Source organism: Erythrobacter sp. (assembly GCF_024305245.1).
In the GTDB taxonomy this organism is placed as follows: Bacteria; Pseudomonadota; Alphaproteobacteria; order Sphingomonadales; family Sphingomonadaceae; genus Erythrobacter.
The window spans coordinates 109,821-131,289 of sequence record NZ_JAMWYX010000007.1; the positions used below are offsets into that span (position 1 = coordinate 109,821).

At 63.8% G+C, this 21,469-nt stretch carries 17 protein-coding genes; 11 read left to right on the forward strand and 6 right to left on the reverse strand.

What is annotated here, in order from left to right; genetic code table 11:
- Positions 1–129: 129 nt before the first annotated feature.
- Genes Q0L48_RS11300 through Q0L48_RS11310 form a run of 3 tightly spaced genes read right to left on the reverse strand, consistent with a single transcriptional unit; the run spans position 130 to position 3,481 of the window.
- On the reverse strand, positions 130–1,020 hold the full coding sequence (locus Q0L48_RS11300; RefSeq protein WP_296721014.1) for a plasmid partitioning protein RepB C-terminal domain-containing protein: 891 nt from the start codon (positions 1,018–1,020) through the stop codon (positions 130–132).
- Complete coding sequence (locus Q0L48_RS11305) at positions 1,017–1,913, reverse strand: plasmid partitioning protein RepB C-terminal domain-containing protein (RefSeq protein WP_296721017.1); 897 nt, start codon at positions 1,911–1,913, stop codon at positions 1,017–1,019. The genes Q0L48_RS11300 and Q0L48_RS11305 overlap by 4 nt, the downstream gene beginning before the upstream one ends.
- Positions 1,910–3,481, reverse strand: coding sequence for a recombinase family protein (locus Q0L48_RS11310; RefSeq protein ID WP_296721018.1), 1,572 nt, complete (start codon positions 3,479–3,481; stop codon positions 1,910–1,912). Before Q0L48_RS11310 ends, Q0L48_RS11305 begins: the two co-directional genes overlap by 4 nt.
- A gap of 68 nt (positions 3,482–3,549) precedes the next feature.
- Between Q0L48_RS11310 and Q0L48_RS11315 the strand changes: the two genes are divergently transcribed.
- Positions 3,550–3,906, forward strand: coding sequence for a hypothetical protein (locus Q0L48_RS11315; RefSeq protein ID WP_296721022.1), 357 nt, complete (start codon positions 3,550–3,552; stop codon positions 3,904–3,906).
- 30 nt (positions 3,907–3,936) lie between these two features.
- Complete coding sequence (locus tag Q0L48_RS11320) at positions 3,937–5,376, forward strand: anti-phage deoxyguanosine triphosphatase (RefSeq protein ID WP_367274037.1); 1,440 nt, start codon at positions 3,937–3,939, stop codon at positions 5,374–5,376.
- A 206-nt stretch (positions 5,377–5,582) separates the two neighbouring features.
- On the opposite strand, the gene Q0L48_RS11325 is transcribed toward Q0L48_RS11320, so the two are convergent.
- From Q0L48_RS11325 to Q0L48_RS11335, 3 genes are read right to left on the reverse strand one after another with little or no spacing between them, the layout of a single operon-like run.
- Positions 5,583–7,775 (reverse strand): xanthine dehydrogenase family protein molybdopterin-binding subunit, encoded by a 2,193-nt coding sequence (locus Q0L48_RS11325; protein ID WP_296721024.1) that lies wholly within the window; start codon positions 7,773–7,775, stop codon positions 5,583–5,585.
- Positions 7,772–8,764 (reverse strand): xanthine dehydrogenase family protein subunit M, encoded by a 993-nt coding sequence (locus Q0L48_RS11330; RefSeq protein ID WP_296721027.1) that lies wholly within the window; start codon positions 8,762–8,764, stop codon positions 7,772–7,774. Before Q0L48_RS11330 ends, Q0L48_RS11325 begins: the two co-directional genes overlap by 4 nt.
- Complete coding sequence (locus tag Q0L48_RS11335) at positions 8,761–9,261, reverse strand: 2Fe-2S iron-sulfur cluster-binding protein (protein ID WP_296721029.1); 501 nt, start codon at positions 9,259–9,261, stop codon at positions 8,761–8,763. Before Q0L48_RS11335 ends, Q0L48_RS11330 begins: the two co-directional genes overlap by 4 nt.
- A gap of 418 nt (positions 9,262–9,679) precedes the next feature.
- Here Q0L48_RS11335 and Q0L48_RS11340 point away from each other — a divergent pair, with 418 nt between their 5' ends.
- The 9 genes from Q0L48_RS11340 (at position 9,680) to Q0L48_RS11380 (ending at position 21,458) form a co-directional block, all read left to right on the forward strand.
- Positions 9,680–11,296 carry a TldD/PmbA family protein gene (locus Q0L48_RS11340; protein WP_296721032.1) on the forward strand — a complete coding sequence of 539 codons (1,617 nt, stop codon included), beginning with the start codon at positions 9,680–9,682 and terminating at the stop codon, positions 11,294–11,296.
- A gap of 23 nt (positions 11,297–11,319) precedes the next feature.
- Positions 11,320–12,651, forward strand: a complete 1,332-nt coding sequence (locus tag Q0L48_RS11345) for a TldD/PmbA family protein (RefSeq protein WP_296721033.1) — start codon at positions 11,320–11,322, stop codon at positions 12,649–12,651.
- 24 nt (positions 12,652–12,675) lie between these two features.
- Positions 12,676–13,410, forward strand: a complete 735-nt coding sequence (locus tag Q0L48_RS11350; protein ID WP_296721036.1) for a DUF4159 domain-containing protein — start codon at positions 12,676–12,678, stop codon at positions 13,408–13,410.
- 14 nt (positions 13,411–13,424) lie between these two features.
- Entirely contained in the window at positions 13,425–14,432 is a 1,008-nt protein-coding gene (locus Q0L48_RS11355; protein ID WP_296721039.1) for a MoxR family ATPase, read from the forward strand.
- Positions 14,433–14,435: 3 nt separating this feature from the next.
- Complete coding sequence (locus Q0L48_RS11360) at positions 14,436–15,332, forward strand: DUF58 domain-containing protein (protein ID WP_296721041.1); 897 nt, start codon at positions 14,436–14,438, stop codon at positions 15,330–15,332.
- Positions 15,329–16,471: a BatA domain-containing protein gene (locus Q0L48_RS11365; RefSeq protein ID WP_296721044.1), complete on the forward strand. Its 1,143-nt coding sequence runs from the start codon at positions 15,329–15,331 to the stop codon at positions 16,469–16,471. The genes Q0L48_RS11360 and Q0L48_RS11365 overlap by 4 nt, the downstream gene beginning before the upstream one ends.
- Positions 16,468–18,576: a DUF4175 family protein gene (locus Q0L48_RS11370; RefSeq protein ID WP_296721047.1), complete on the forward strand. Its 2,109-nt coding sequence runs from the start codon at positions 16,468–16,470 to the stop codon at positions 18,574–18,576. The genes Q0L48_RS11365 and Q0L48_RS11370 overlap by 4 nt, the downstream gene beginning before the upstream one ends.
- On the forward strand, positions 18,577–20,379 hold the full coding sequence (locus Q0L48_RS11375; RefSeq protein WP_296721049.1) for a carboxypeptidase regulatory-like domain-containing protein: 1,803 nt from the start codon (positions 18,577–18,579) through the stop codon (positions 20,377–20,379). It begins immediately after the preceding gene.
- 86 nt (positions 20,380–20,465) lie between these two features.
- On the forward strand, positions 20,466–21,458 hold the full coding sequence (locus tag Q0L48_RS11380; RefSeq protein WP_296721052.1) for a hypothetical protein: 993 nt from the start codon (positions 20,466–20,468) through the stop codon (positions 21,456–21,458).
- Positions 21,459–21,469 lie beyond the last annotated feature (11 nt).

Below are 21,469 nucleotides of genomic sequence, written 5' to 3' on the forward strand. Positions count from 1 at the left end.
TTTCCGAAAAGCCCTATCGGGCTTTTGGTGGGCTAAAAGCGGGTTCGCCGCCATTCCCACGCCGCGCTCGATCCGCCCCACAGTGCGGCGTCTCCCGCGGTCCCCGCGCTTATCGGGTCCGGGTCCCCATTATGCCGCCTGCTGCAACTCTGTGATCTTCTGAAATTCTGCCAACAGCTGAGGATGGTGCTGGGCCAGATACCGAACAATCGGTGCGCTTCTAAGCAGGCTGCCAAGGTATCCAGTCGCCAGAACCAGATCGAGGTGGTCAGCCCCATAGCTCTGCTCTATCAGCTTGAAATCGCGGTCGAGCTGTGCGCTCTCGCGGCTCATTAACTCGATTTGCGCCTCAGTCAGACCCCGCACTGCCTTGCGCTTCTGCTCGACTAGATCTTCTTCCGCCGTGGCCGCGACAATCGATTTGACATAGCCGGTTGAATAACGGTTCATCGCCACCATCATCTCTGCAGCCGCAATCTGGCGCATTGGCTTCATCTTGCGGAGCTCGGTGAAAACGTTGATCGGCACGTGCTTGTCGCGGAGCAATTCAACGGCCTCAGGACAGATTCCGGTGAGCAGGTTCCGCTTGGTGCGGATGCTAGCGATGTTGACGTTAAGCGCGCGGGCAAGCCTTTCTTCCGACACACCCTTCTTGACCGCGTTGAGGATCATCCGGTGTTCCTGGATTATCGCTATCCGGCTCACGCGGCGATTGTATGTGAATGCCTCGTCCTCCACCGCGATGAGGCAGACCACTTCAGTCTCGCCCTGCTCGAGCAGGATGGCGAGGCGCAGATGTCCGTCGAGCAGGTGATAGCGAGCCGAGCCCTCACGATCCGGCACCACAACAGGCGGCTCAATGATGCCGACCTCGGCGATTGACGCGGCGATCTGCTTGTACTTCACCGATTTGCGGACGGAACTGGGCACCTCGCGCAGGGGCATGATCTCACTGATTGGGATGCGCAGCGTGGTGTGCTCAAAGCCAGCGGGTAGCGTGATGGGCTGCTTGTTTCTCATGCGTATGCCCCCGAAGCTGGGCGAAGACGTTCGGCAAGGCGCTCGGGCATGGTGGCGAGGCCCTCATCCTCCAGCACGGCAACGAAGCTTTCGTCAGCCGACAACCGCCGCATCGCTTCGGTAATCAGCATCAGCCTGTTCTGTGTGGTCTCTGCGCGAGCAATCAAGGCCCGCTTTCGTTCGGTTTCCTCCTGGTATGCCTTGACCAATGTCTCGGCGGAGACCCGTTCGCGAGAGCGGGATTCCGAAGTCCCCAATCCCTTTCCGCGGCGGCGCCGGGCCTCGATGAGCTTACGTGCCGCGAGAAGTTTGCGGCCCTTGAGCTGCCCACTTTCGTAGGCTCTGGATAGCGCTGCCTGCACATCGTGATCGGGAGCATCGGCTATCTCGACCGCGACACTGACTGGTATCGTACCGCTTTCCACCGACCGCAGTAGTCGCTGTTCGCCTTGCTGGATAAGCCGGCCAACTCCATTGACGTATTCAAGCGAGAGGCCAGTTTTGCGCGCAATGTCGGGATTGGAGTAGCCTCGCTCCTGCATGCCCCGGATGTCCTGCAGAAGGTCGATTGCTCGGTGCTGGCGCCGCGCGCAGTTTTCGACCAAGCTCGCGATCAGGCAATCTTCTGGTTCGGCCGAGACGACCAGCGCCGGGACTTCCGACTGTCCGAGAGCCTTGAAAGCCTCAAGACGCCCTTGGCCACACACCAGATCATAAAAAGGGCCCTCGGCTTCGATCCGTCGTGTGACGGTGATCGGCTTCTTGAGGCCAATCTTGGCGATGTTGTCGACAATGTCGCGAAACGACTTCTTGTTGCGCACCCGTGGATTGACGATGTTCACGCGGTCGATCAGGATCATCTCGATCCGCTGTGCAGGCTTGGCGGCGCTCATGCGACGGCCCTCAGCGGCACGCGCGCAGTCAGCCGGTAGAAGAAATCGAGCGTGTCGAAACGGTAGGCATCGAGCGACAGGCCATTATAGTCTGCAAGGCGCAGCGCTGCCTCTCGCATGTCGAGGGCCGGCAGAAGGTAGTAGTCCTTTGCCACCGCATTATCCGTGTCCATCCGGACAGCCAAAGTGAGGTCGGGACGCAGTTTTTCATCGAGCCGCAATTTCCAGCGATTGCTCCCGGCAGCGGTCTGAAAGCAGCGAGCCATGGTGAGCGAGACCGAGAACTCGTCATTAATGCGGAGCAAATCAGTTTCGGGGTCACACACGACACTGCCGCCCGCCTGCTGGATGCCGGCGATGATTGCGGCGACGATGTCAGGGTGCATCGATCGGAGGCGCCGGTTGATCTCGAGGTAGCGGTAGTCACGGTCGGGAGCAAAGCCGACGAGTGTGTAGGCGCGCAGCAAGCTGCCGAAACGCGAGCGGAATGCGCTGCTCGAGGGACACTCTTCTGCTTCATCGATTATCAAACCCGACAGATAGCCGCGCTGCGCAAAGATTTGGGACAGCGCGGCGAGCATCTCGTCGTCGCTAAGCGTCTCGGATCGTCTGGCGATGATTGCTTGTGCTGCTTCAAATTGCCGAACGTCGACAATAGCTTCAAAGGCACCGTCAGCGCGGACCCAGTCCTCCGGCGCGTTCTCGACATGCTCGCCCTTCAGTTTGCACGAGGTCCGTGCCCAAACATTGTTGCCGATGTACTTCTCGTTGATCAGCAACTGGTGAACCGTGCCGCGGGTCCATTCGCGCCCGAGGTCTGTCCGCAATCCGTTGGCGTTGAGGTCGGATGCGATCGCAGCTTCGCTTTGCCCCTGCTCGACGAAGCGTCGATAGACCTCCCGAACAATAGCGATCTCCTCCTCGGGACCCGGAACGAGGATGACGCGATCGGTGGCAATACTCTTGTGCTCGCCGCGGCCGAGCACGCTTTTCGCATCGCCATGCTGGTCCACGAGCAACCGACGAAGGCCAAATCCAGCAGATCCACCTTGACGATAGCCACGACGGATAAGATTAGCCTGGCCTGCGAACACCTTAACTGACAGCTCTCGGCTGTACTCGCCGGCCATCGCACGTTTAACCGTCTTGATGATCGAAGAGCCGATGCTCCCGTCGTTCTCCCATTCCTCACCTGGGTAGAGAACCCGGACGCCTCGGCTGCGGCAGCGCAGTTCATAGCTGGCAGCTTCGTCTGGATCCTGAAACCGGCCCCAGCGGCTGACATCATAGACCAGAAGGACCTCAAAGTTAGCGCTTCCGCTTTCGATGTCGTCAAGAAGTGCGCGAAGCGCGGGCCGGCCTTTAATGTTCAACCCGCTTTTGCCTTCGTCTGCATAGGTTTTGACGATCTCGAGACCGTGCTTTTCCGCATAGATGGCAATCCTCGCTGCCTGGTTGTCGGTTGAGTACTGCTGATGCTCGGTGGACATGCGAACATATTGCGCCGCCCGGATGGTTGGGGGCGGCTTTGGATCTTCATGATCGTCGTCGGTCCATCGAATGATCATGCGATTCCTTAAGCGCAGAATGCGAAAAGCGCTTTGGCCCTCTGCGCTACACGAGAAAGGAGGGAAAAATGGTTCCTATTAGCGGAAGCAAACTTCGCGGCCCGCCCACGGACCTCTCCGATGCGCTACTCGCGCATATGATTGGCGCGGCGTTACAAGCAGATCTCGGCGGGACACGTCAGGCGACAAAGACGGTGATGCGATGGACGCATGTCAGTGACCATACTGCTCGGTCTTGGCTCAACGGTCACACAAGTCCAAGCAGCCTGCATCTGCTCGAGCTGGCAACGCAGTCGCAAACCGTGATGGCGGTGATACTAAAGGCAACTGGCTATGGCGGATTGGAACTTGCTCATGATCTCGCTGTAGTCGAAAACGCACTCGAGGAAGCATTGGCAAGAGTCAAAGCGCTTCGCGACGCCTAGTTCGCTGTGTCTAGCGAATAGCTCGATCCGATGATGCGAAGGGCGGACGAGCGCGACTCTGATATTCCTCTTGGCTGCGCTTGTGCGGTTACCGCCAATCCTGCATCAGCGTTGGATGAGTTGGAGCAGATCATGAGTTGGAGCGAGCGGCGCGAGAATTGGACACCACAAACTGAGGACGCGCGTGCGGACGGTGACGTCGACTATGGCCGTGTTATCCATTCGGCGTCTTTCCGCCGTCTTCAGGGCAAGACGCAAATTCTCAGCCTCGGCGATAGCGACTTTTATCGCACCCGGTTGACCCATTCACTTGAGGTCGCCCAAATCGCCGGGAGTATCGCTAGACAGCTCGGAAAGAGTTTTCCTGACCATCCGGGAGCAGCACATCTCCCCGATCGCAGCATGATACATGCGATCGGCTGCACGCACGATCTAGGGCATCCGCCCTTCGGTCATGGCGGCGAAGTGGCGTTAAACTACTGCATGCGAGATCACGGGGGCTTCGAAGGTAATGGGCAGACACTCCGGATCCTTTCCCGCATTGAGAGTTTCTCGAGTGAGGCTGGCGCCAACCTGTCACGACGCACACTGCTCGGTGTGCTGAAGTACCCTCTGCCGTACACACAAGTGCGAAATCTGGCTATTCAGCCTTCGCTTCTCAAAGGCACCGCAGTTGTCAGCCTGCTCGACGTAAAATCCTGCAAGCCTCCCAAATGCTATCTGGATTCCGAGCGGGATGTTGTAGATTGGATCCTCGAACCGCTGAGTTTAGCGGACCGAGTGCGCTTCGAAGAAAGCGATGAAAGACCGGGAAAGCACGCACTGCCGAGGCATAAATCGCTTGACTGCAGCATTATGGATGTTGCGGATGACATCGCTTACGGGGTTCATGATCTTGAGGATGCGATCGCACTCGGCCTTGTTTCCAAGGACGAGTTCTTCGCTGCCCTGCTGGATAAATGCCCGACGTTTCTAGATGCCTTGAAAGCAAAATACAGAAATGAGAGTGGCAACGACGTATTCTCGGCGATGGTAACGGATTTATTCGGGGGCAATGCCAGCCGCAAGCACTGCATCAATCGATTGGTACATCACTTTGTTACGGCGGTAGAATTCGTCGAACTTCCTGACTTCAAAGAACCCTTGGCTCGATATCGTGTCGTAATGCAGTCCGGACAGCGGGAGTTCCTGAATGCGCTTCAGGGCTTTGTGGTTGATAAAGTCATCACCTCGCCAGAGGTGCAACATCTGGAGTTCAAAGGCCAATCCATGGTCGTAGCCGTGTTCGAAGCAATCAATTCCGATCCGAAACGCCTTTTGCCACGCGACCAGTATGTGCGGTTTGTGAACTCAGGCAGCGACGTGAGGGTTCTCTGCGACTTTGTAGCCGGAATGACGGATGCTTACCTACTCAGAACCTATGAGCGGCTGTTTAGTCCCAGGATGGGGTCTGTCTTCGACAAGCTCTGATCATATTCGATCCTCAGCGCTGCGAGGTCACTTAACGAGAAATTGGTTGTGGTGCACCCCACCGCAACGATCAGTCTCGCAGGCCCACAACTACTGTCCAATGAGAGTTTTGGTTCCCATTTTCGGACTCCATGGGGCACCAGCCACTCTCCCTTAAAATCAGGCAGTTAATACCGAAGCATGCCGCCAACTTGGCGCCGCCTGTCTCAGGTTTCGGGCATGGCTGCCAGCACCCGGTCGGGCGTCATGGGATAGGCGAACACCCGCGCCCCGCAGGCGTCGTGGATGGCGTTGGCGATTGCCGCCGCGCCGCCGCACAGGCCCAATTCTCCCACACCCTTCGCCTGAATCGGGCTGGCGGCTGCATCGCGTTCCTCCAGCAGCAGCACTTCAAGATCGGGCACGTCGCGGTTCACCGGCACGTGGTATTCGGCGAGATCGCAATTCACCAGATGACCGTCGACCGGGTCGAACAGCAGGCTTTCAGTCAACGCGTTGCCGATGCACCACGTCAGCCCGCCAAGGCATTGCGATCTGGCCGTGCGGGCGTTGAGCACCCGCCCGAAGCCGAAAGCGCCGGTCATGCGCCGGACTCTGGTTTCCCCGGTCCAGCGATTCACCGCTACCTCGGCGAAGAATGCGCCAAAGCTGGAAACCGCCATGTCTTCGGTCGAGGCGCCGGGTTCGAAGTGGCCGGTGCATTCGATCGGTTCTTGGTTCAGCAATTCGGTCAGCGCCTTCTGGCCGCCGCTCCAGCGCGCGAAGCCGTCCTTCAGCGTCAGAGATTCGGGCGCGATGCCGAGCCGTTCGGCCAGTTCCTTGCGCAGGCCTTGGCAGGCAAGGAACACCGCCGAGCCGCACGACGCCGCACCCACGCTGCCGCCCGAGCCCGATCCGGGAGGCAGATCGGTGTCGCCGAGCCGCACTTCGATATCGTCGGGCACAAGTCCCAGCATTTCCCCCGCGACCTGCCCGAGGATGGCGTAGCTGCCGGTGCCGATATCGGTCATATCGGTTTCGACCAGCGCGGTGCCGCCCGGCCGCAATGTTACCCGCGCCTTGGCCTCGACCACTGAGTGGACGCGCGCGGCGCTGGCCATGCCGGTGCCGATCCACCATTCGCCCTCGCGGGTGTGGCGGGGTGTGCGGGGACGCGGCTCCCACCCGAACGCCGTGGCACCTTCACGCAAGGCTTCGGCGAGCTTGCGCGAGCTGAACGGCTTGCCATTGGCGGGATGCTTGTCGGGAATGTTGCGCAGGCGCAGTTCGACCGGGTCGATGCCCACCTTTTCCGCGAGCATGTCCATTGCCTGCTCCACCGTCTGCACGCCCACCGCCTCGCCCGGCGCGCGGACCGAACCGGCGGTCATGCGGTGGATGCGGGCGACCTCGAGCCGGAGCAGCCGGTTCTCGCCCGCGTAGAGAAAATGGCTTGATTGCAGCACCGGTTCGGCAAAACTCTCGCCCGGCAGGTTGGAGACGCGCGCTTCGTGGCCAAAGCCGGTCAGCCGTCCCTCGGCATCGGCGGCGAGGCGGATGCGCTGGTGCGTTTCGGAGCGGCGCTCCACGGTCTGGAACACCTGCTGGCGGCTCATCACCACGCGCACCGGGCGGCCCAGATGCATCGCCGCGAGCGAGGCTGCGACCACTTCCTGACTTACACCGAGTTTCGATCCGAACCCGCCGCCGACATAGGGCGACAGCAGCCGCACTTGCTCCTCCTCCAATCCGATCGAATCCGCCAACTCGGCGCGGTTGAACTTGAGCATTTGCAGCGAGGCGTGAACCGTGAGCTTGCCATCCTCCCACTGTGCCAGCGCCGCATGCGGCTCCATCGCGGCAGACGCATGGCCTTCGGTGGTGAAGACCACGTCGACGCTGTGCGCGGCCTCGGCCATCGCATGCGCCAGATCGCCCTGCCGGGTGCTTTCGCTTTCCTCGGTTTCTACCGCTGCTGGATCGAGCGGAGCCTGTTCGCTGCGCCAATCCATTGCCACGTGCTTGGCGGCGTCGCGTGCCTGCTCGAAAGTTTCGGCCACCACCAATGCGACCGGCTGGCCCCAATAACAGACATCCTTTGCAGGCTGGAACGGAGCTTCGCCCGCCATGCCCTGCGCGGGGCGCCCGGTCATACGCTCGTCGCTAAGCACCGCTATGACGCCGGGCATCGATAGCACCGATGCTTCATCGATCGCAGTCACTTCGCCGCGCACCACGGGGAGCGTAACCAGCACGCCTTCGCAGCATCCATCGACCTCGTATTCAGCGGCGTAGGTGGCGGTGCCGGTGACTTTCAGCAGGCCTTCGGGTCGGGACAGGGGCTCGCCGATCACGCTCTGCCCGGTGAAGTCGAGCACGTTGCGCTCGTCCGGCGCGTCCTGCTTCAGATGCACGGTCATGGCTCCACTCCTGTCGCTTCGCACAGCACAGCGGCGAGCGTCCGGCGCGCGAGCGGGATCTTGAAATCGTTCTCGCCGTAGCCTTGCGCATCCTCGAGCAAAAGGTCGGCGGCCTTGTCGAACAGCGCCAGCGAAGGTTCGTTACCGATCAGCAGGTCGGCGATACGCGGATCGTGCCACGGCTTGTGCGCCAGCCCCCCGAAGGCGAGATCGGCGCGGGTGAAGCGGTTGTCCTCAAGCGCAATCACTGCGGCGACCGAACACAGCGCAAAGGCATAAGACGATCGCTCGCGCACCTTGCGGTACAGATGAATGCCGCCGACCGGAGCGGGCAGGGTGACGGCGGTGATGATCTCGCCGGGTTCGAGCACGTTGTCGCGTTCCGGCGTATCCCCCGGCAGACGGTGGAAGCCGCGCACCGGCACGCTGCGGCTGCTGTTCTCGCTTGCAATTTCGACTGTCGCGTCGAGCGCGGCCATCGCCACCGCCATGTCGCCGGGATAGGTGGCGATGCAATGCGGACTGGTGCCCAGCACCGCATGGATGCGTGCAATACCTTTGATCGCCCCGCAGCCGGAACCGGGCTCGCGCTTGTTGCAGGGCTGGTCGATATTGGTGAAGTAGTAACAGCGTGTGCGCTGACACAGATTGCCGCCGGTGGTTGCCTTGTTGCGCAATTGCTGCGTCGCTCCGGCCAGAATCCCGCGCGCCAGCACCGGGTAATCGGCCCGCACGCGCGGGTGGGCGGCGGTCGCAGTATTGGTGGCAAGCGCGCCGATGCGCAGGCCCCTTGCCTTTCCCGCGCCCTCGTCGGCAATCTCGCCCAGCGAAAGCCGCCCGATATCGACCAGGGTCTGAGGCGTTTCGACCTGCAGCTTCATCAGGTCGATCAGGTTCGTCCCGCCTGCCAGCGCCAGGGTGTCTGCATCCGCTGTTAGTTGCGCGGCGTGGGTGAGCCGTTCGGCGCGCTGGTAATCGAACGGCCTCATGCGCTTTCTCCCGCCACGTCGCGAATGGCGGCCAAGATGTTCGCATAGGCCCCGCAGCGGCACAGGTTGCCGCTCATCCGTTCGCGGATTTCATCGTCGGTCAGGTTCGGCGCGGCCTCCAGATCGGCCGTGGCATCGCTCGGCCAACCGGCGGCCAGTTCCTGCAGCATCGCGGTCGCGGAACAGATCTGCCCCGGGGTGCAATAGCCGCATTGGAACCCGTCATGCGCAACGAACGCGCTTTGCATCGCACTTGGCGCGGCGAGCGTGCCGAGGCCTTCTATAGTCGTGACCTCGTCGCCATCATGCGTCACCGCCAGCGACAGGCAGGAATTGATCCGCACGCCGCCCACCAGCACGGTGCAGGCACCGCATTGGCCATGGTCGCAGCCCTTTTTCGTGCCGGGCAGGCGCGCATCGCGGCGGATGAAATCGAGCAGGCTGGTGCGCGGGTCTTCAGGCAGCGGATAGTCCTGCCCATTGATCGATATGGCCACGGGGTCTGGTCCTCATCTGGCGAAACACAGCGTCGTGAGTGACTTTGGGGCGGACAGCCGCGACAAACCCTAACCTTCATCATCTTTCAGGCGCGCGCCGGAGGTTCCGCAGATCGGACGGCTTGTGCCGACCAATGGTGGACAATGTCCGATCCGGTGGCCCGTTCGTCGATAAAGTCCTGCGGTTCGTCGTCTCGCTTGCCTGATGTGAGGCGCGGTCGTTACCGTTGCTCCTTCGGGCGACATGGTTGCCGCAAGTGAGGAATCTGCCGGCCATTCCCGCGCGGCGATTTGACCATTGCGCAGCTTTTCGGCAGCTATGTCGCCCGTAGCAAATCATTTGCCGGCGGGCCTTCGGATTCCCCGGAGGAAGCCACCGTCCGGGTTGGGGAGTATTACCATGGACCGAAGGGATTTCTTGGCGCTCAGTACCTTTTTTACAGGTGCCGCGCTTTCGCCCTCTATATTCGGCAAGGCAATCGCCGCCAGCCAGTTGCAGGACGGGATCGAGCTGGCGGTGAAGAAGCGCCTTGCTGACGCGGCGCTCGCGGCCGCGACTGCTGCCGGAGCCAGTTATTGCGACGTGCGTGTCGGGCGGTATCTGCGCCAGTTCGTGATTACTCGCGAACGCAATGTGGAGAATATCGTCAATACCGAAAGCACCGGAACCGGTGTGCGCGTGATCGCAGACGGATCGTGGGGCTTCGCGGCGACCAACGGCATGACCGAGGACGCCGTTGCCGATGCTGCACGGCAGGCGACCGCCATCGCCAAGGCCAATGCCCGCACCCAGACCGCACCGGTGCAACTTGCGCCCACGCCCGGCGTCGGTGAGGTGAGCTGGCGCACTCCGATCAAGAAGAACGCGATGGAAGTGCCGATCGCGGACAAGGTCGACCTGCTGATGAGCGTCAACGACGCCGCGCTCGGCGCGGGCGCCAGCTACGTCAATTCGCTGCTGTTCCTCGTCAACGAGCAGAAATATTTTGCCTCGACCGACGGCTCCTACATCGATCAGGATGTCCACCGCATCTGGGCGCCGCTGAGTGTGACCGCTGTCGATACGTCGACCGGCAAGTTCCGTTCACGCGACGGCCTGTCTGCACCGATGGGGCTCGGCTACGAGTACCTCGACGGGAAGCCGGAGGACAAGTTCGTGCTGTCCAACGGACACACCACCTACGGCAATTCCTATGACATGAAGGAAGATGCCATCGCTGCGGCGAATGATGCGCAGGCGAAGCTCAAGGCGCCTTCGGTCAAGCCGGGCAAGTATGACCTCGTGCTCGATCCGGATCATCTCGGGCTGACCATTCACGAATCGGTCGGTCACCCGCTCGAACTCGACCGCGTGCTCGGCTATGAAGCCAACTACGCAGGGACCAGCTTTGCGACGCTCGACAAGCGCGACGCCGCCTTCAAATACGGCAGCGAGATCGTCAATCTGTTCGCCGACAAGACGCAGGTCGGTTCGCTCGGCGCAGTCGGTTATGACGACGAGGGCGTGCAGACCAAACGCTGGGATCTGGTCAAGGACGGCACCCTGGTCGATTACCAGACCATCCGCGATCAGGCGCATATCGTCGGCAAGGATGCATCCGACGGCTGCTGCTATGCCGACAGCTGGTCGAGCGTCCAGTTCCAGCGCATGGCCAATGTCAGTCTCGCGCCCGGCAAGACCAAGCTGAGCCCCGCCGACATGATCGCCGGGGTGGAAAACGGGGTCTATATCTCGGGCCGTGGTTCGTTCTCGATCGACCAGCAGCGTTACAATGCGCAGTTCGGCGGGACGGTGTTCTACGAGATCAAGAACGGCAAGCTCGGGCCGATGATCGAGGATGTCGCCTACCAGATGCGTACGCCCGAATTCTGGGGCGCGTGTTCGGCGATCTGCGACGAGAGCGATTACCGCATGTTCGGTTCGTTCTTCGATGGCAAGGGGCAGCCAAGCCAGGTTTCGGCGGTCAGCCACGGTTCGTCGACCACCCGTTTCGACGGCATCAACGTCATCAACACCGCCCGGTCGCTGGGTTGAGCCTCGCGCAGGAGACAAGAGACATGAGCATTCTTACAGAAGCGCAGGCCAAAGCCATTCTCGAGAAGGTGATCGCCTTCTCGACCGCCGACGAAGCCAGCGCCCAGTTGAGCGGCGGCATTCAGGGCAACGTCCGCTTTGCCCGCAACGACATCTCCACCACGGGCATCGTTGACGATACCGAGCTTGCCGTGCAGGTCGCATTCGGCAAGCGGGTCGGGATTGCGACGATCAACCAGTTCGACGACGCCTCGCTCGAGCGGGTGGTGCGCCGGGCGGAGGATCTGGCGAAACTGGCTCCGGAAAATCCCGAGTTCATGCCCGCCGTCGGCAAGCAGACCTACCGGGCGACCGATACCTTCAGCGAAGCCACGGCAGCGCTGACGGCGGAAGCGCGCGCAAGGATCGCCGAAGCCTCGATCGCGCCCTGCCGGGATCGCAAGTTGATTGCCGCAGGCTTTCTCGAAGACGGCAACACCTTCTTCGCCCACGCCAATTCCAACGGCAATTTCGGCTATCAGCGCTCCACGATTGCAGACTACACCTGCACCGTGCGCACCGAAGACGGCCGCGGATCGGGCTGGGTCGGCAGCAACGTCAAGGACGTCACCGAATTCGACACAGCCACCGACATCCAGATTGCGATGCGCAAGGCTGCGGCGTCGGCGGACGCACAGGCGCTCGAACCCGGCAAGTACACGGTTATCCTCGAACCGGCGGCGGGCGCGGGTCTCGTCAGCTTCATGATGGGCTATTTCGACGCGCGTTCGGCTGACGAAGGGCGCAGCTTCCTCAGCAAGCAGGGCGGCGGTAACAAGCTCGGCGAGCAGATCATGGATCCGCGCGTCAACATCTACACCGATCCCTGGCACCCGGAAGTGCCCGCCATGCCGTGGGACAGCGACGGCCTGCCGCGCGAGCGTGCCATGATCATCGATTCGGGCAAGGTCGCGAACCTCGAATATTCGCGCTACTGGGCGTCCAAGCAGGGCAAGCCCGAGACAGCGGGCTGGGGCAACATCATCATGGATGGCGGCACCAAATCGACCGCCGAGCTGATCGCCGGAACCGAGCGCGGCATCCTTGTCACCCGCACCTGGTACATCCGCATGGTCGATCCGCAGACCGTGCTGCTCACCGGCCTGACCCGCGACGGAACTTTCTACATCGAGGATGGCCAGTTGCGCTACCCGATCAAGAATTTCCGCTTCAACGAAAGCCCGGTGATCATGCTCAACAACATCGAGGAGCTGGGCCGTTCCGTGCGCGTCAAGGCAGACGAGGGCGGATCGATGCTGTTGCCGCCGATGAAGATCAGGGACTTCACCTTCACCTCGCTTTCGGACGCGGTCTGAGGGGACAGAGCGAGCGCGGGTGAAATGAGCCAAACAGCTATCACCCGCGCCGGATTCCTGCGTTTGCTCGGCTGCGCGCTGGCGGGCACAATCAACGCCGGTGCCCTGTCCGCCGCGCAGCGCGCAGGCGGTGCAGGGGCGGGCGGTTACGATTTCTGGTTCACCCGGCTCAGCTACAATTCGGGCGACTGGGATGTCGATCAGCGCATGCCTGCAAATCTGATCACGTCCCTTATCGACTACACCAGCCTGCGGATCGATCCCGAGGAGCATGTCATCGCTCTGAGCGATCCCCGGATGCTGTCGGCGCCGTTCTGCTATCTCGCCGGGCACAAGGCGGTGGAGTTTTCCGATGCCGAACGCCGCAATTTCGAACGTTATGTGCGCAATGGCGGGTTCGTGTTCGTGGACGATTGCAACCACGACATTGATGGGCTGTTCGCCAAGTCTTTCGAGGCGCAAATGGCGCGCATCTTCGGCGGCGAGGCGCTGAAGAAGCTGCCCAACGGGCATCCGATCTATTCCAGCTTCTTCAAGTTCGAAGGCCCGCCTGCGACTTCGTTCGAACTGAACGGCTGGGGGGATGACCTGATCCACGATTACCTGAAGGGCATCACCATCAACGACCGCCTCGGCCTGCTCTACAGCAACAAGGATTACGGCTGCGAGTGGGACTACGACTGGCGCAACAAGCGCTTCCTCGCCGAAGATAACACCCGCTTCGGGGTCAACATCGTCATGTACGCGCTCAGCAATTGAAGGGTTTGGAACAGGTGGCACAGCAGAGTGCGGCGGATGCCGCGCAGATCGAACAACGGATCGCGAAGCTCGACGATCTGAAGCGCGCCATCGCAACCGCGATTGTCGGCCAGACCGATGTCGTCGAACAATTGCTGATCGGGCTGCTGGCGGGCGGGCATTGCCTGCTAGAAGGCGTGCCGGGGCTCGGCAAGACGCTGTTGGTGCGGACGCTGGGCGAGGCTCTGGAGCTCGATTTCCGGCGCGTGCAGTTCACCCCCGACCTGATGCCGAGCGACATCCTCGGCACCGAACTGCTCGAAGAGGATCACGGCACCGGCCATCGGTCTTTCCGGTTCCAGAAGGGGCCGGTGTTCACCAACCTGCTGCTGGCTGACGAACTCAACCGTACTCCGCCCAAGACGCAGGCCGCGCTGCTTGAGGCAATGCAGGAAAAGACAGTCAGTTACGGCGGGCAGACCTATCAACTGCCCAAGCCGTTTTTCGTGCTGGCGACGCAGAACCCGCTGGAGCAGGCCGGCACCTATCCGCTGCCCGAGGCGCAGCTCGACCGCTTCCTGCTGCTGGTGCGCGTCGGCTATCCCACCGAAAGCGAGGAACGCGATATCCTCGCGCTCACCACCGGCCGCGCCGGAGAGCCTGTGCCTTGCGTGATGCACGCAGCCGATGTGCTGGCGCTGCAGGCCAATGTGCGCGATGTTTACCTGAGCGATGATCTGCTCGGCTGGATCACCGCTTTGGTGCGCGCCACTCGGCCCGGCGATCCCGCCGCGCCTGTCGAGGTCGGGAACTATGTCCGCTGGGGCGCAGGGCCACGCGCAGGGCAGGCGCTGGTGCTGTGCGCCAAGGCGCGCGCGCTGCTGCACGGGCGGCTTGCCGCGACGCGCGAGGATATCGCCGCGCTCGCCGCACCGGTGCTGCGTCACCGCCTGCTGCTGTCCTTCGCGGCCGAAGCCGAAGGCAAGAGCGCCGACGATATCGTCGCTGCGCTGCTGGCGCACCTGCCGCCGCCGACGGCTTGATCCATGGGGCGTGCGCCGCTCACGATACCACCGGAAATCCGCAGCCGTCTTAAGCGGCTGATGCTCGGGACCCGGCGCGATCTGGGCTCTGGCGGTTTCGGGATGCATCCCAGCCGCAACAAGGGTGCTGGGCTCGAATTCGCGCAATACCGCGCCTACGAGCCGGGCGATGAGCCGCGCCGGATCGACTGGAAGCTGTTCGCCCGGTCGGACAAGTTCTTCGTGCGCGAGGCAGAGCAGGAAAGCCCGGTTGCAGTGTGGATCCTGATCGATGCCAGTGCCTCGATGGCGCAGGCCGACCGGAGTGCGCCGGACTGGTCCCGCCTCGATGCGGCAAAGCTGCTCGCGCGGTGCACCGCTGAACTTGCGCTTATGCAGGGCGACCGCTTCGGATGGGTCGCCTTGCAGGCAGGGGCGCTCGGCGTGGCGGACCCGCGCGGCGGGCGCGCCCAGATTGATCGCTTGCAGATCGACTTTGCCCGTTTGACGGCGGGGGGCACGTTCCCGGACGCAGGCACGCTCGCCCCGTTGTGGGAACGGATCGGCACGCACGATCTGGTGCTGTTCCTCAGCGACTGTTTCGATGAAGGCGGCATTGCGCTGATCGAGCGGCTGGCCAAGGCGGGCCGCGAGGTGCTGGCGGTGCAAATGCTCACCATCGAGGAGCGCGATTTCCCCTTCGATGGCGGTTACCGCTTCCTCGATCAGGAAAGCGGGGAGGCGTTGATCGGTGACGGGAAAGCCTTGCGCGACACATTCCTCACCCGCTTCGCTGCCGCCCGCGCGGCGCTGGACGAGCGGCTTGACCGTGCAGGGATTCGCCACACTGCTTATGTGCTCGACGAGCCGATCGACCGCCCCTTGCAGGTTTTCTTCGGTCGCGGAGGAGAGCCGCGGTGACGCCGCTGCTGATGGTCCCGCTCGGTCTGGCCGCGCTTGCAGCGTTGGCCGTGCCGCTGCTGATCCACCTGCGGCGGCGGACCGAGGAAGTGCCGCTCGAATTCGCGGCGATGCGCTGGCTTGACGCGCGACCTCGACCGCGGCGCAAGCTGCAATTCGACGAGCTGCTGCTGCTGGCCTTGCGTTTGCTGCTGATCGCGCTGCTGGCGCTGTTGCTGGCGCGCCCTGCGGTGCTCGGCTGGGAGGACGAAAGTCCGCGCATCATCGCCGCTGCCGGGGTTGATCCGGCCGCGGCGCGCGAGGTCGCCGGTCCGGACACGGATGTGCGCTGGATTGCTCCGGGGTTTCCGGAACTCGACACAGCAGCTCCAACGGTCCGGGCGCAAACTTCCAGCCTGATCCGCCAATTCGATGCCGAGCTGCCGCCGGGCGCACCGCTGACGATCCTTGTCCCGCCGGTGCTGGACGGGGTCGATGCCGAGCGCCTGCGCCTCACCCGCAAGGTCACGTGGCGGATCGTCGAGAATGGCACGCCAACTGCGCCGTCCGCTGCGCCGACCGCACCGGTGTTGTCGGTGCGCCACCCGGAAGGACAGGACAGTGCGGTGCGATACTTTCGCGCCGCAGCGCAGGCTTGGAGCGACAAGCCCCGGTTCGATGCAGGCACCGGCACTGCGCTGCCGCCGCGCGCGTCCGTGCTGGTTTGGCTTCAGCCCGGCCCGGTCCCGCAGGCGGTCACTGACTGGATCAGCGAAGGCGGTACCGCTTTGCTGGGCAGCACCGCCGAGATTGCCATGCCTGCGGCCAGCCAAGCGCTGTGGTCCGACGCGATGGGCCGCACACTGGTCGAAGGCGGACCACTCGGCGCGGGGCGGATCATGCGGTTTACGCTGCCGCTGGTGCCAGCGCAGATGCCCAACGTTCTCGCCCCCGGTTTCGCCGCAACCCTGCGTGATCTCGTCGCGGAACCCGCATCGCCGCCCGCGCGGGTCAGCGCTGCGGCCTTTGCGCCGGCCACAGGGGCTGCGCCTTATGCGCTGCCGCCGCGCGAGCTTTTGGCTTGGCTGGGCGTACTGATAGCGCTGGCGTTCCTTGCGGAGCGGCTGCTTGCGACCCGGCGGCGGAGGTTCGCCGGGTGAGCAGCGAGTTTCGCTTCGACGAATGGCTGCGTCCAGCGCGCCGCCGCGCGCTGAGTGATGTCGTGCTGGTGTGGAGCCCGCTGGTGCTGGTGCTCGCGGTGCTGGGCTGGGCGCTTGGCGGCGTTGCGGCGGCGGCGGGCGTTTTTGTGATCGGCGCGCTGGCGCTGGGATGGGCGGCGAGGCAGCGTGCAACACGGCTCGATCGCGGCTGGCTGGTGCGCCGCCTGAATGCGCGTGAGGCGCAGCTTGAAGACAGCGCTGCGCTGGTCTTTGCCGATGCCGATCTCGGCCCGGTCGAGCAATTGCAGGCCGAACGGATTGCTGAGCGGATCGCCGCGATTGATCCGGTGACTATCGCAGACGGCTGGTCGCGGCGCGCCATCGCTGCCGCTTGGGCGATGGGCGTGGTGGCGCTGGCGGGGATCGTCTATTGGCAGGCGCAGGCATCCGCGCCGCCCCCGCTCGCACCAGCCGCGCCCAGCACCGCCACCGCCCCCGGCGAGCCGCGCCTGACCGGTCAGCGCGTGCGGATTGTGCCACCCGCCTATACGGGCCTGCCTGCGCGCTTTGCGACCAGCCTCGACATTCGTGCCCCGATGGGTTCGCGGATCGAATGGACGCTCGCCTTCGCGCCGCAGCCCGCATCCGCGGCGCTGCAACTGGTCGGCGGCCAGCGCCTGCCGCTCAAGCAGGGCGCGGACGGCTGGGGCGGATCGCTGCGGCTCGACGTGCCGTCGCTCTACCGTGTCACCGCCGAGGGGATGGGCGAAGCGCAGCCCGCCCACCGGCTGGAGCCGGTCGCCGACGAACCGCCGCAGGTGCGGGTGATAGAACCGGCCTCGGGCCTGGTTATGACGCAGCCGGGCCAGCGCAGCTGGCGCGTGGTGTTCGAGGCGAGCGATGATTACGCGGTGGACGCGCTCGCTCGCCTCACCGTCACCACCGCGATCGGCGAGGGCGAGAACGTGCGCTTCAGCGAACGCAGCCAATCTGTCAGAGGCATCGGCGATCCCCGCCGCAGGCGCTTTGTCGTCGACCTGCCGCTGGCCTCCTATGGCCTTCAGCCCGGCAGCGATCTGGTCGCGCAGCTGACCGTCGCCGATACGCGCGCGCCCGGTCCGCAAGTGGTGCGCGGCCCCGGCGTAATCCTGCGCCTTCCCGCGCCCCGGCCCCCGCAGGCCGAAGGGTTGGACCTGATGGCCAAGCAGCAGATGCCCGCCTATTTCCGAAGCCAGCGTCAGGTGATCATCGACACCGAGGCGCTGATCAAACAGCGCAGCAATCTGAGCGCGGACGAATTCATGGTGCGATCCGACACAATCGGAGTCGATCAGCGCCTGCTGCGCCTCAGATACGGGCAGTTCGTGGGCATGGAAGCGGAAGAAGCGCCCCGGCCGCCGATGCCGACCGCCGACAAGGATGCGCCTGCCGAGCCGGACCATTATGACGGCGACGGCCACGATCACGGTGCTGCACCGGAATCGCCGGTGTTCGGCGATCTCGGCAACATCACTGCCGAATTCGGCCACGTCCATGACGAGAGCGAGGCGGCGACCTTGCTCGATCCCGATACGCGCGCTTTGCTCAAGTCCGCGCTCGACGCGATGTGGGAGGCCGAGCTCAACCTGCGTTCGGGGCGGCCCGAAGCGGCGCTGCCGTTCGAGAACACGGCGCTCGATTACATCAAGCAAGTGCAGCAGGCGACCCGCATCTATCTGCCGCGCATCGGCTCGCAGCAGCCGCCGATCGATATGGCGCGGCGGTTGGCCGGCAAACGCGAAGGGATCGTCGGCGGCGGTGCGCAGTTGACCCCGTTTGCCATCGAGGACGCGGTGCCGGCTACGGCATGGCGGGCGTTGGCACAGCCGGGCGCGATCGATCTTGACGGGCTGGATCAGTGGGTGCGGGGCAACAGCGCCCGGATCGGCGATCCGCTCGGCGTGCTTGGCGCAATCGATGCGGTGCGCGGCGAACCGGCGTCGAGCAGGCTGCGGGCGAAGCTTCGCGCGCAGCTTTGGACCGTGCTGACCCGTCCACCTGCGCAAGTCCGGCGACGCGGTGATGGCGGGACGCTGGGCCAGCGCTACATGCAGGGCCTGCGCTAAATGATCGGGGCCGAGACCTTGGCAGGGCTGCTGATCGCGGCAGGTTCGCTGGCTGCGGCGGTGCGGCTGCTGATGAAGCTGCGGGGCTGGCAGGCGTGGCTGCTCGCGGCGCTGTCGGTGGTGAGCGGTGTGCTGCTGTATCTCATCCTGTTCCCGCCGTTTCTGCCGATTGGCGGCGAGACGTTGCTGGTGGCGACCGCCGAAACACCGCGCGACCTCCGCGCTAGGCCGGGCGAGCGGCTGATCACACTCCCCGAAGCACCGACGCTAGCAGGGGCCGAGCGCGTACCCGATCTTGCCACCGCATTGCGCCGCCATGCGCAGGTCCAGCGCATCCGCATCCTCGGGCGCGGGTTGACCGCGCGTGATCGTGATGGCGGCGCGGGCTTGCCGGTCGACTTCTCCGCGATGGCGCTCCCGCGCGGCCTTATCCGGCTTGATCCCCCTGCAGACACGCCTGCCGGATCGGTCTTTGCACTGGCGGGCGAAGCGTCGGGACTGGAAGGCGGCATCGCGGAACTGCTCGATCCGGCCGGACGGCAGGTGGACAGCCGGGCAATCGGCAATGAAGGGCGTTTTACCTTGGGCAGCACAGCGCGCGCTCCGGGCCTTGCGCGCTTTACCTTGCGGCTGCGCGGCAGTGACAAGACGATCGTTTCGGACACGCCGGTGCCGCTGCACACAATTCCCGAACGGCCCCTTCGTGCGATCCTGATCGGCGCGCCTTCGCCCGAAGCGAAATATCTGCGCCGTTGGGCCGAGGATGCGGGAATTGCGCTGCAAAGCAGGCTTGAGGCAGGCGGCGGCGTCGACCTTGGCGGCGATGGGGTCAGGCTCGATCCGGCAAGCTTGCGCAACGCCGATGTCGTCATCATCGATGATCGGTCGCTGGCGGGCATCGGCAGCGCCGGGCGCGCTACCTTGGCGCAGGCGGTGGCAGGCGGGCTGGGCGTGGTCGTGCGGATGACGTCCCCCGCAACCGCCAGCATGCGTGACAATTGGCGCGCACTAGGCCTCTCTGTGAACGGCGGCAGCGATGTCGCACCGGTCGCGCTTCCTCCGCTCGCGGCTGATGCAGATGCGCTTGCTGTTAGACGCGGACCCGGCTCCGACGACGTTCCGGACAACATCAACACCATCGACGATCCGGCACCCGATCTCGGGCGTTGGGTGCTGCGTACCGAACCGGACTTCGTACCGATCGTGACCGACGCTGATGGCGGAACGGTATCGGGCTGGCAGAAACGCGGGCAGGGGCGTGTGGCCGTATGGACTGTCGCCAACAGTTTCGCACTGGTTCTGAACGGTCAGGCCGATCGCTATCAGCAATGGTGGAGCGACACGATCAGCGCCGTGGCGCGCCCGGACAGCCTTTTCCGGCCCGAAGTGCCTGCGCTCGCAACAGCGGGCGAGCGGTTGGCGATCTGCGGGATTGCCGCTGGCGCGCGTATCATCCCGCCCGACACGACCGAGATCGCGCTTGCCATCGATCCCGATGCGGGCGCGCGCGGCTGCGCTGCCTACTGGCCTGCTGAGCCGGGTGTTCACACAGTAGTCCAGCCGGGCCGGGACGGGCGGCAGACCTTTGCCTTCCTCGTCATGTCCGAAGGTGCGTTCAAGACAATCGCGGAAAGGCAAATCGGTGAGGCAACCGCGGTCTGGGCCGCGGAGCAAAGCGCTGCCATCACCCGCGATACGCCGGAGCGTCGTGGCCCGGCATGGCCCTATTTCCTCGCGTGGCTCATTTTAAGCGGCGCGCTGTGGTTCGGCGAACGCCGCTTTCGCGCAGGCTACGCGCGCTGAAAACCGGCTGGAGGCATCAGCCCGCAAAGACAGTGAAAAAGCATAACTAACGAAATCCTAACCATCTGCCCGTATTTCCTCGGGGCATGATTACAGATACTCGCCTCAACACCTCGTTATCCATTCTTCTCGGGTCTGCGCTGCTCGGTGGAGTCGTCGCGCCTGCGCCTGCCTTTGCTGAAGGGGTAACGGCCGGCACGCTGATCGAGAATATCGCCGTCGCCAGCTATGATGAAGGTGGCACGCCGCGCACGGTCAATTCCAACACGGTTACCGTGCGCGTGGACGAATTGCTCGACGTGACGCTGACCTCGCTCGACCCCGGCCCGATCGCCGGACGCCCGGGCAACGCGGTTCTTGCCTTCGAACTGACCAATCAGGGCAACGGCCCCGAAGCATTCCGTCTGGTCGCCGACACCGCGGTTGCGGGCAATGACTTCGACGTCGCGGTTCAGGCCATTGCCATCGATAGCAACGCCAACGGCACCTATGAGGAAGGGGTCGACGAGATTCTCGCCAGCCCGCACACCACCGCCGTTCTTGCGCCCGACACCATGCTGACGGTGTTCGTGCTGGTTATCGTGCCCGACGCTGCGGGCGATACGCAGACCAGCACGGTCGTGCTTTCTGCCGCAGCGGTGACAGGTACTGGTAGCCCCGGCACCGCCTTTGACGGCGCAGGAGCCGACGGCGGCGACGCGATCGTCGGCACCACTGGCGCGCTTGCGACAGCGCGCGGATCGCTGATCAATTCCGTCGTCAGCGTCGCGCTGGTCAAGTCGGTGACTTTGCGCGATCCCTTCGGCGGCACGAGCGCCGTTCCCGGCACCATCGCAACCTTCACGATCGAGGCGCAGGTCACCGGCACCGGCACGATCGAGGGTCTCGTCGTTACCGATGCCATTCCAGCAGGCACCACTTACGCACCCGGCACGCTCGCGCTCGATGCCGCCGCGCTGAGCGACGCTACCGATGGCGACGCGGGTGCTGTGTCGGATGCGGCCGGAATTGCAGTCAATCTCGGCAATGTCGACGCCGAGGCTCGCCGCACCATCACCTTCGACGTCGTGATCGACTGAACAATTGAATA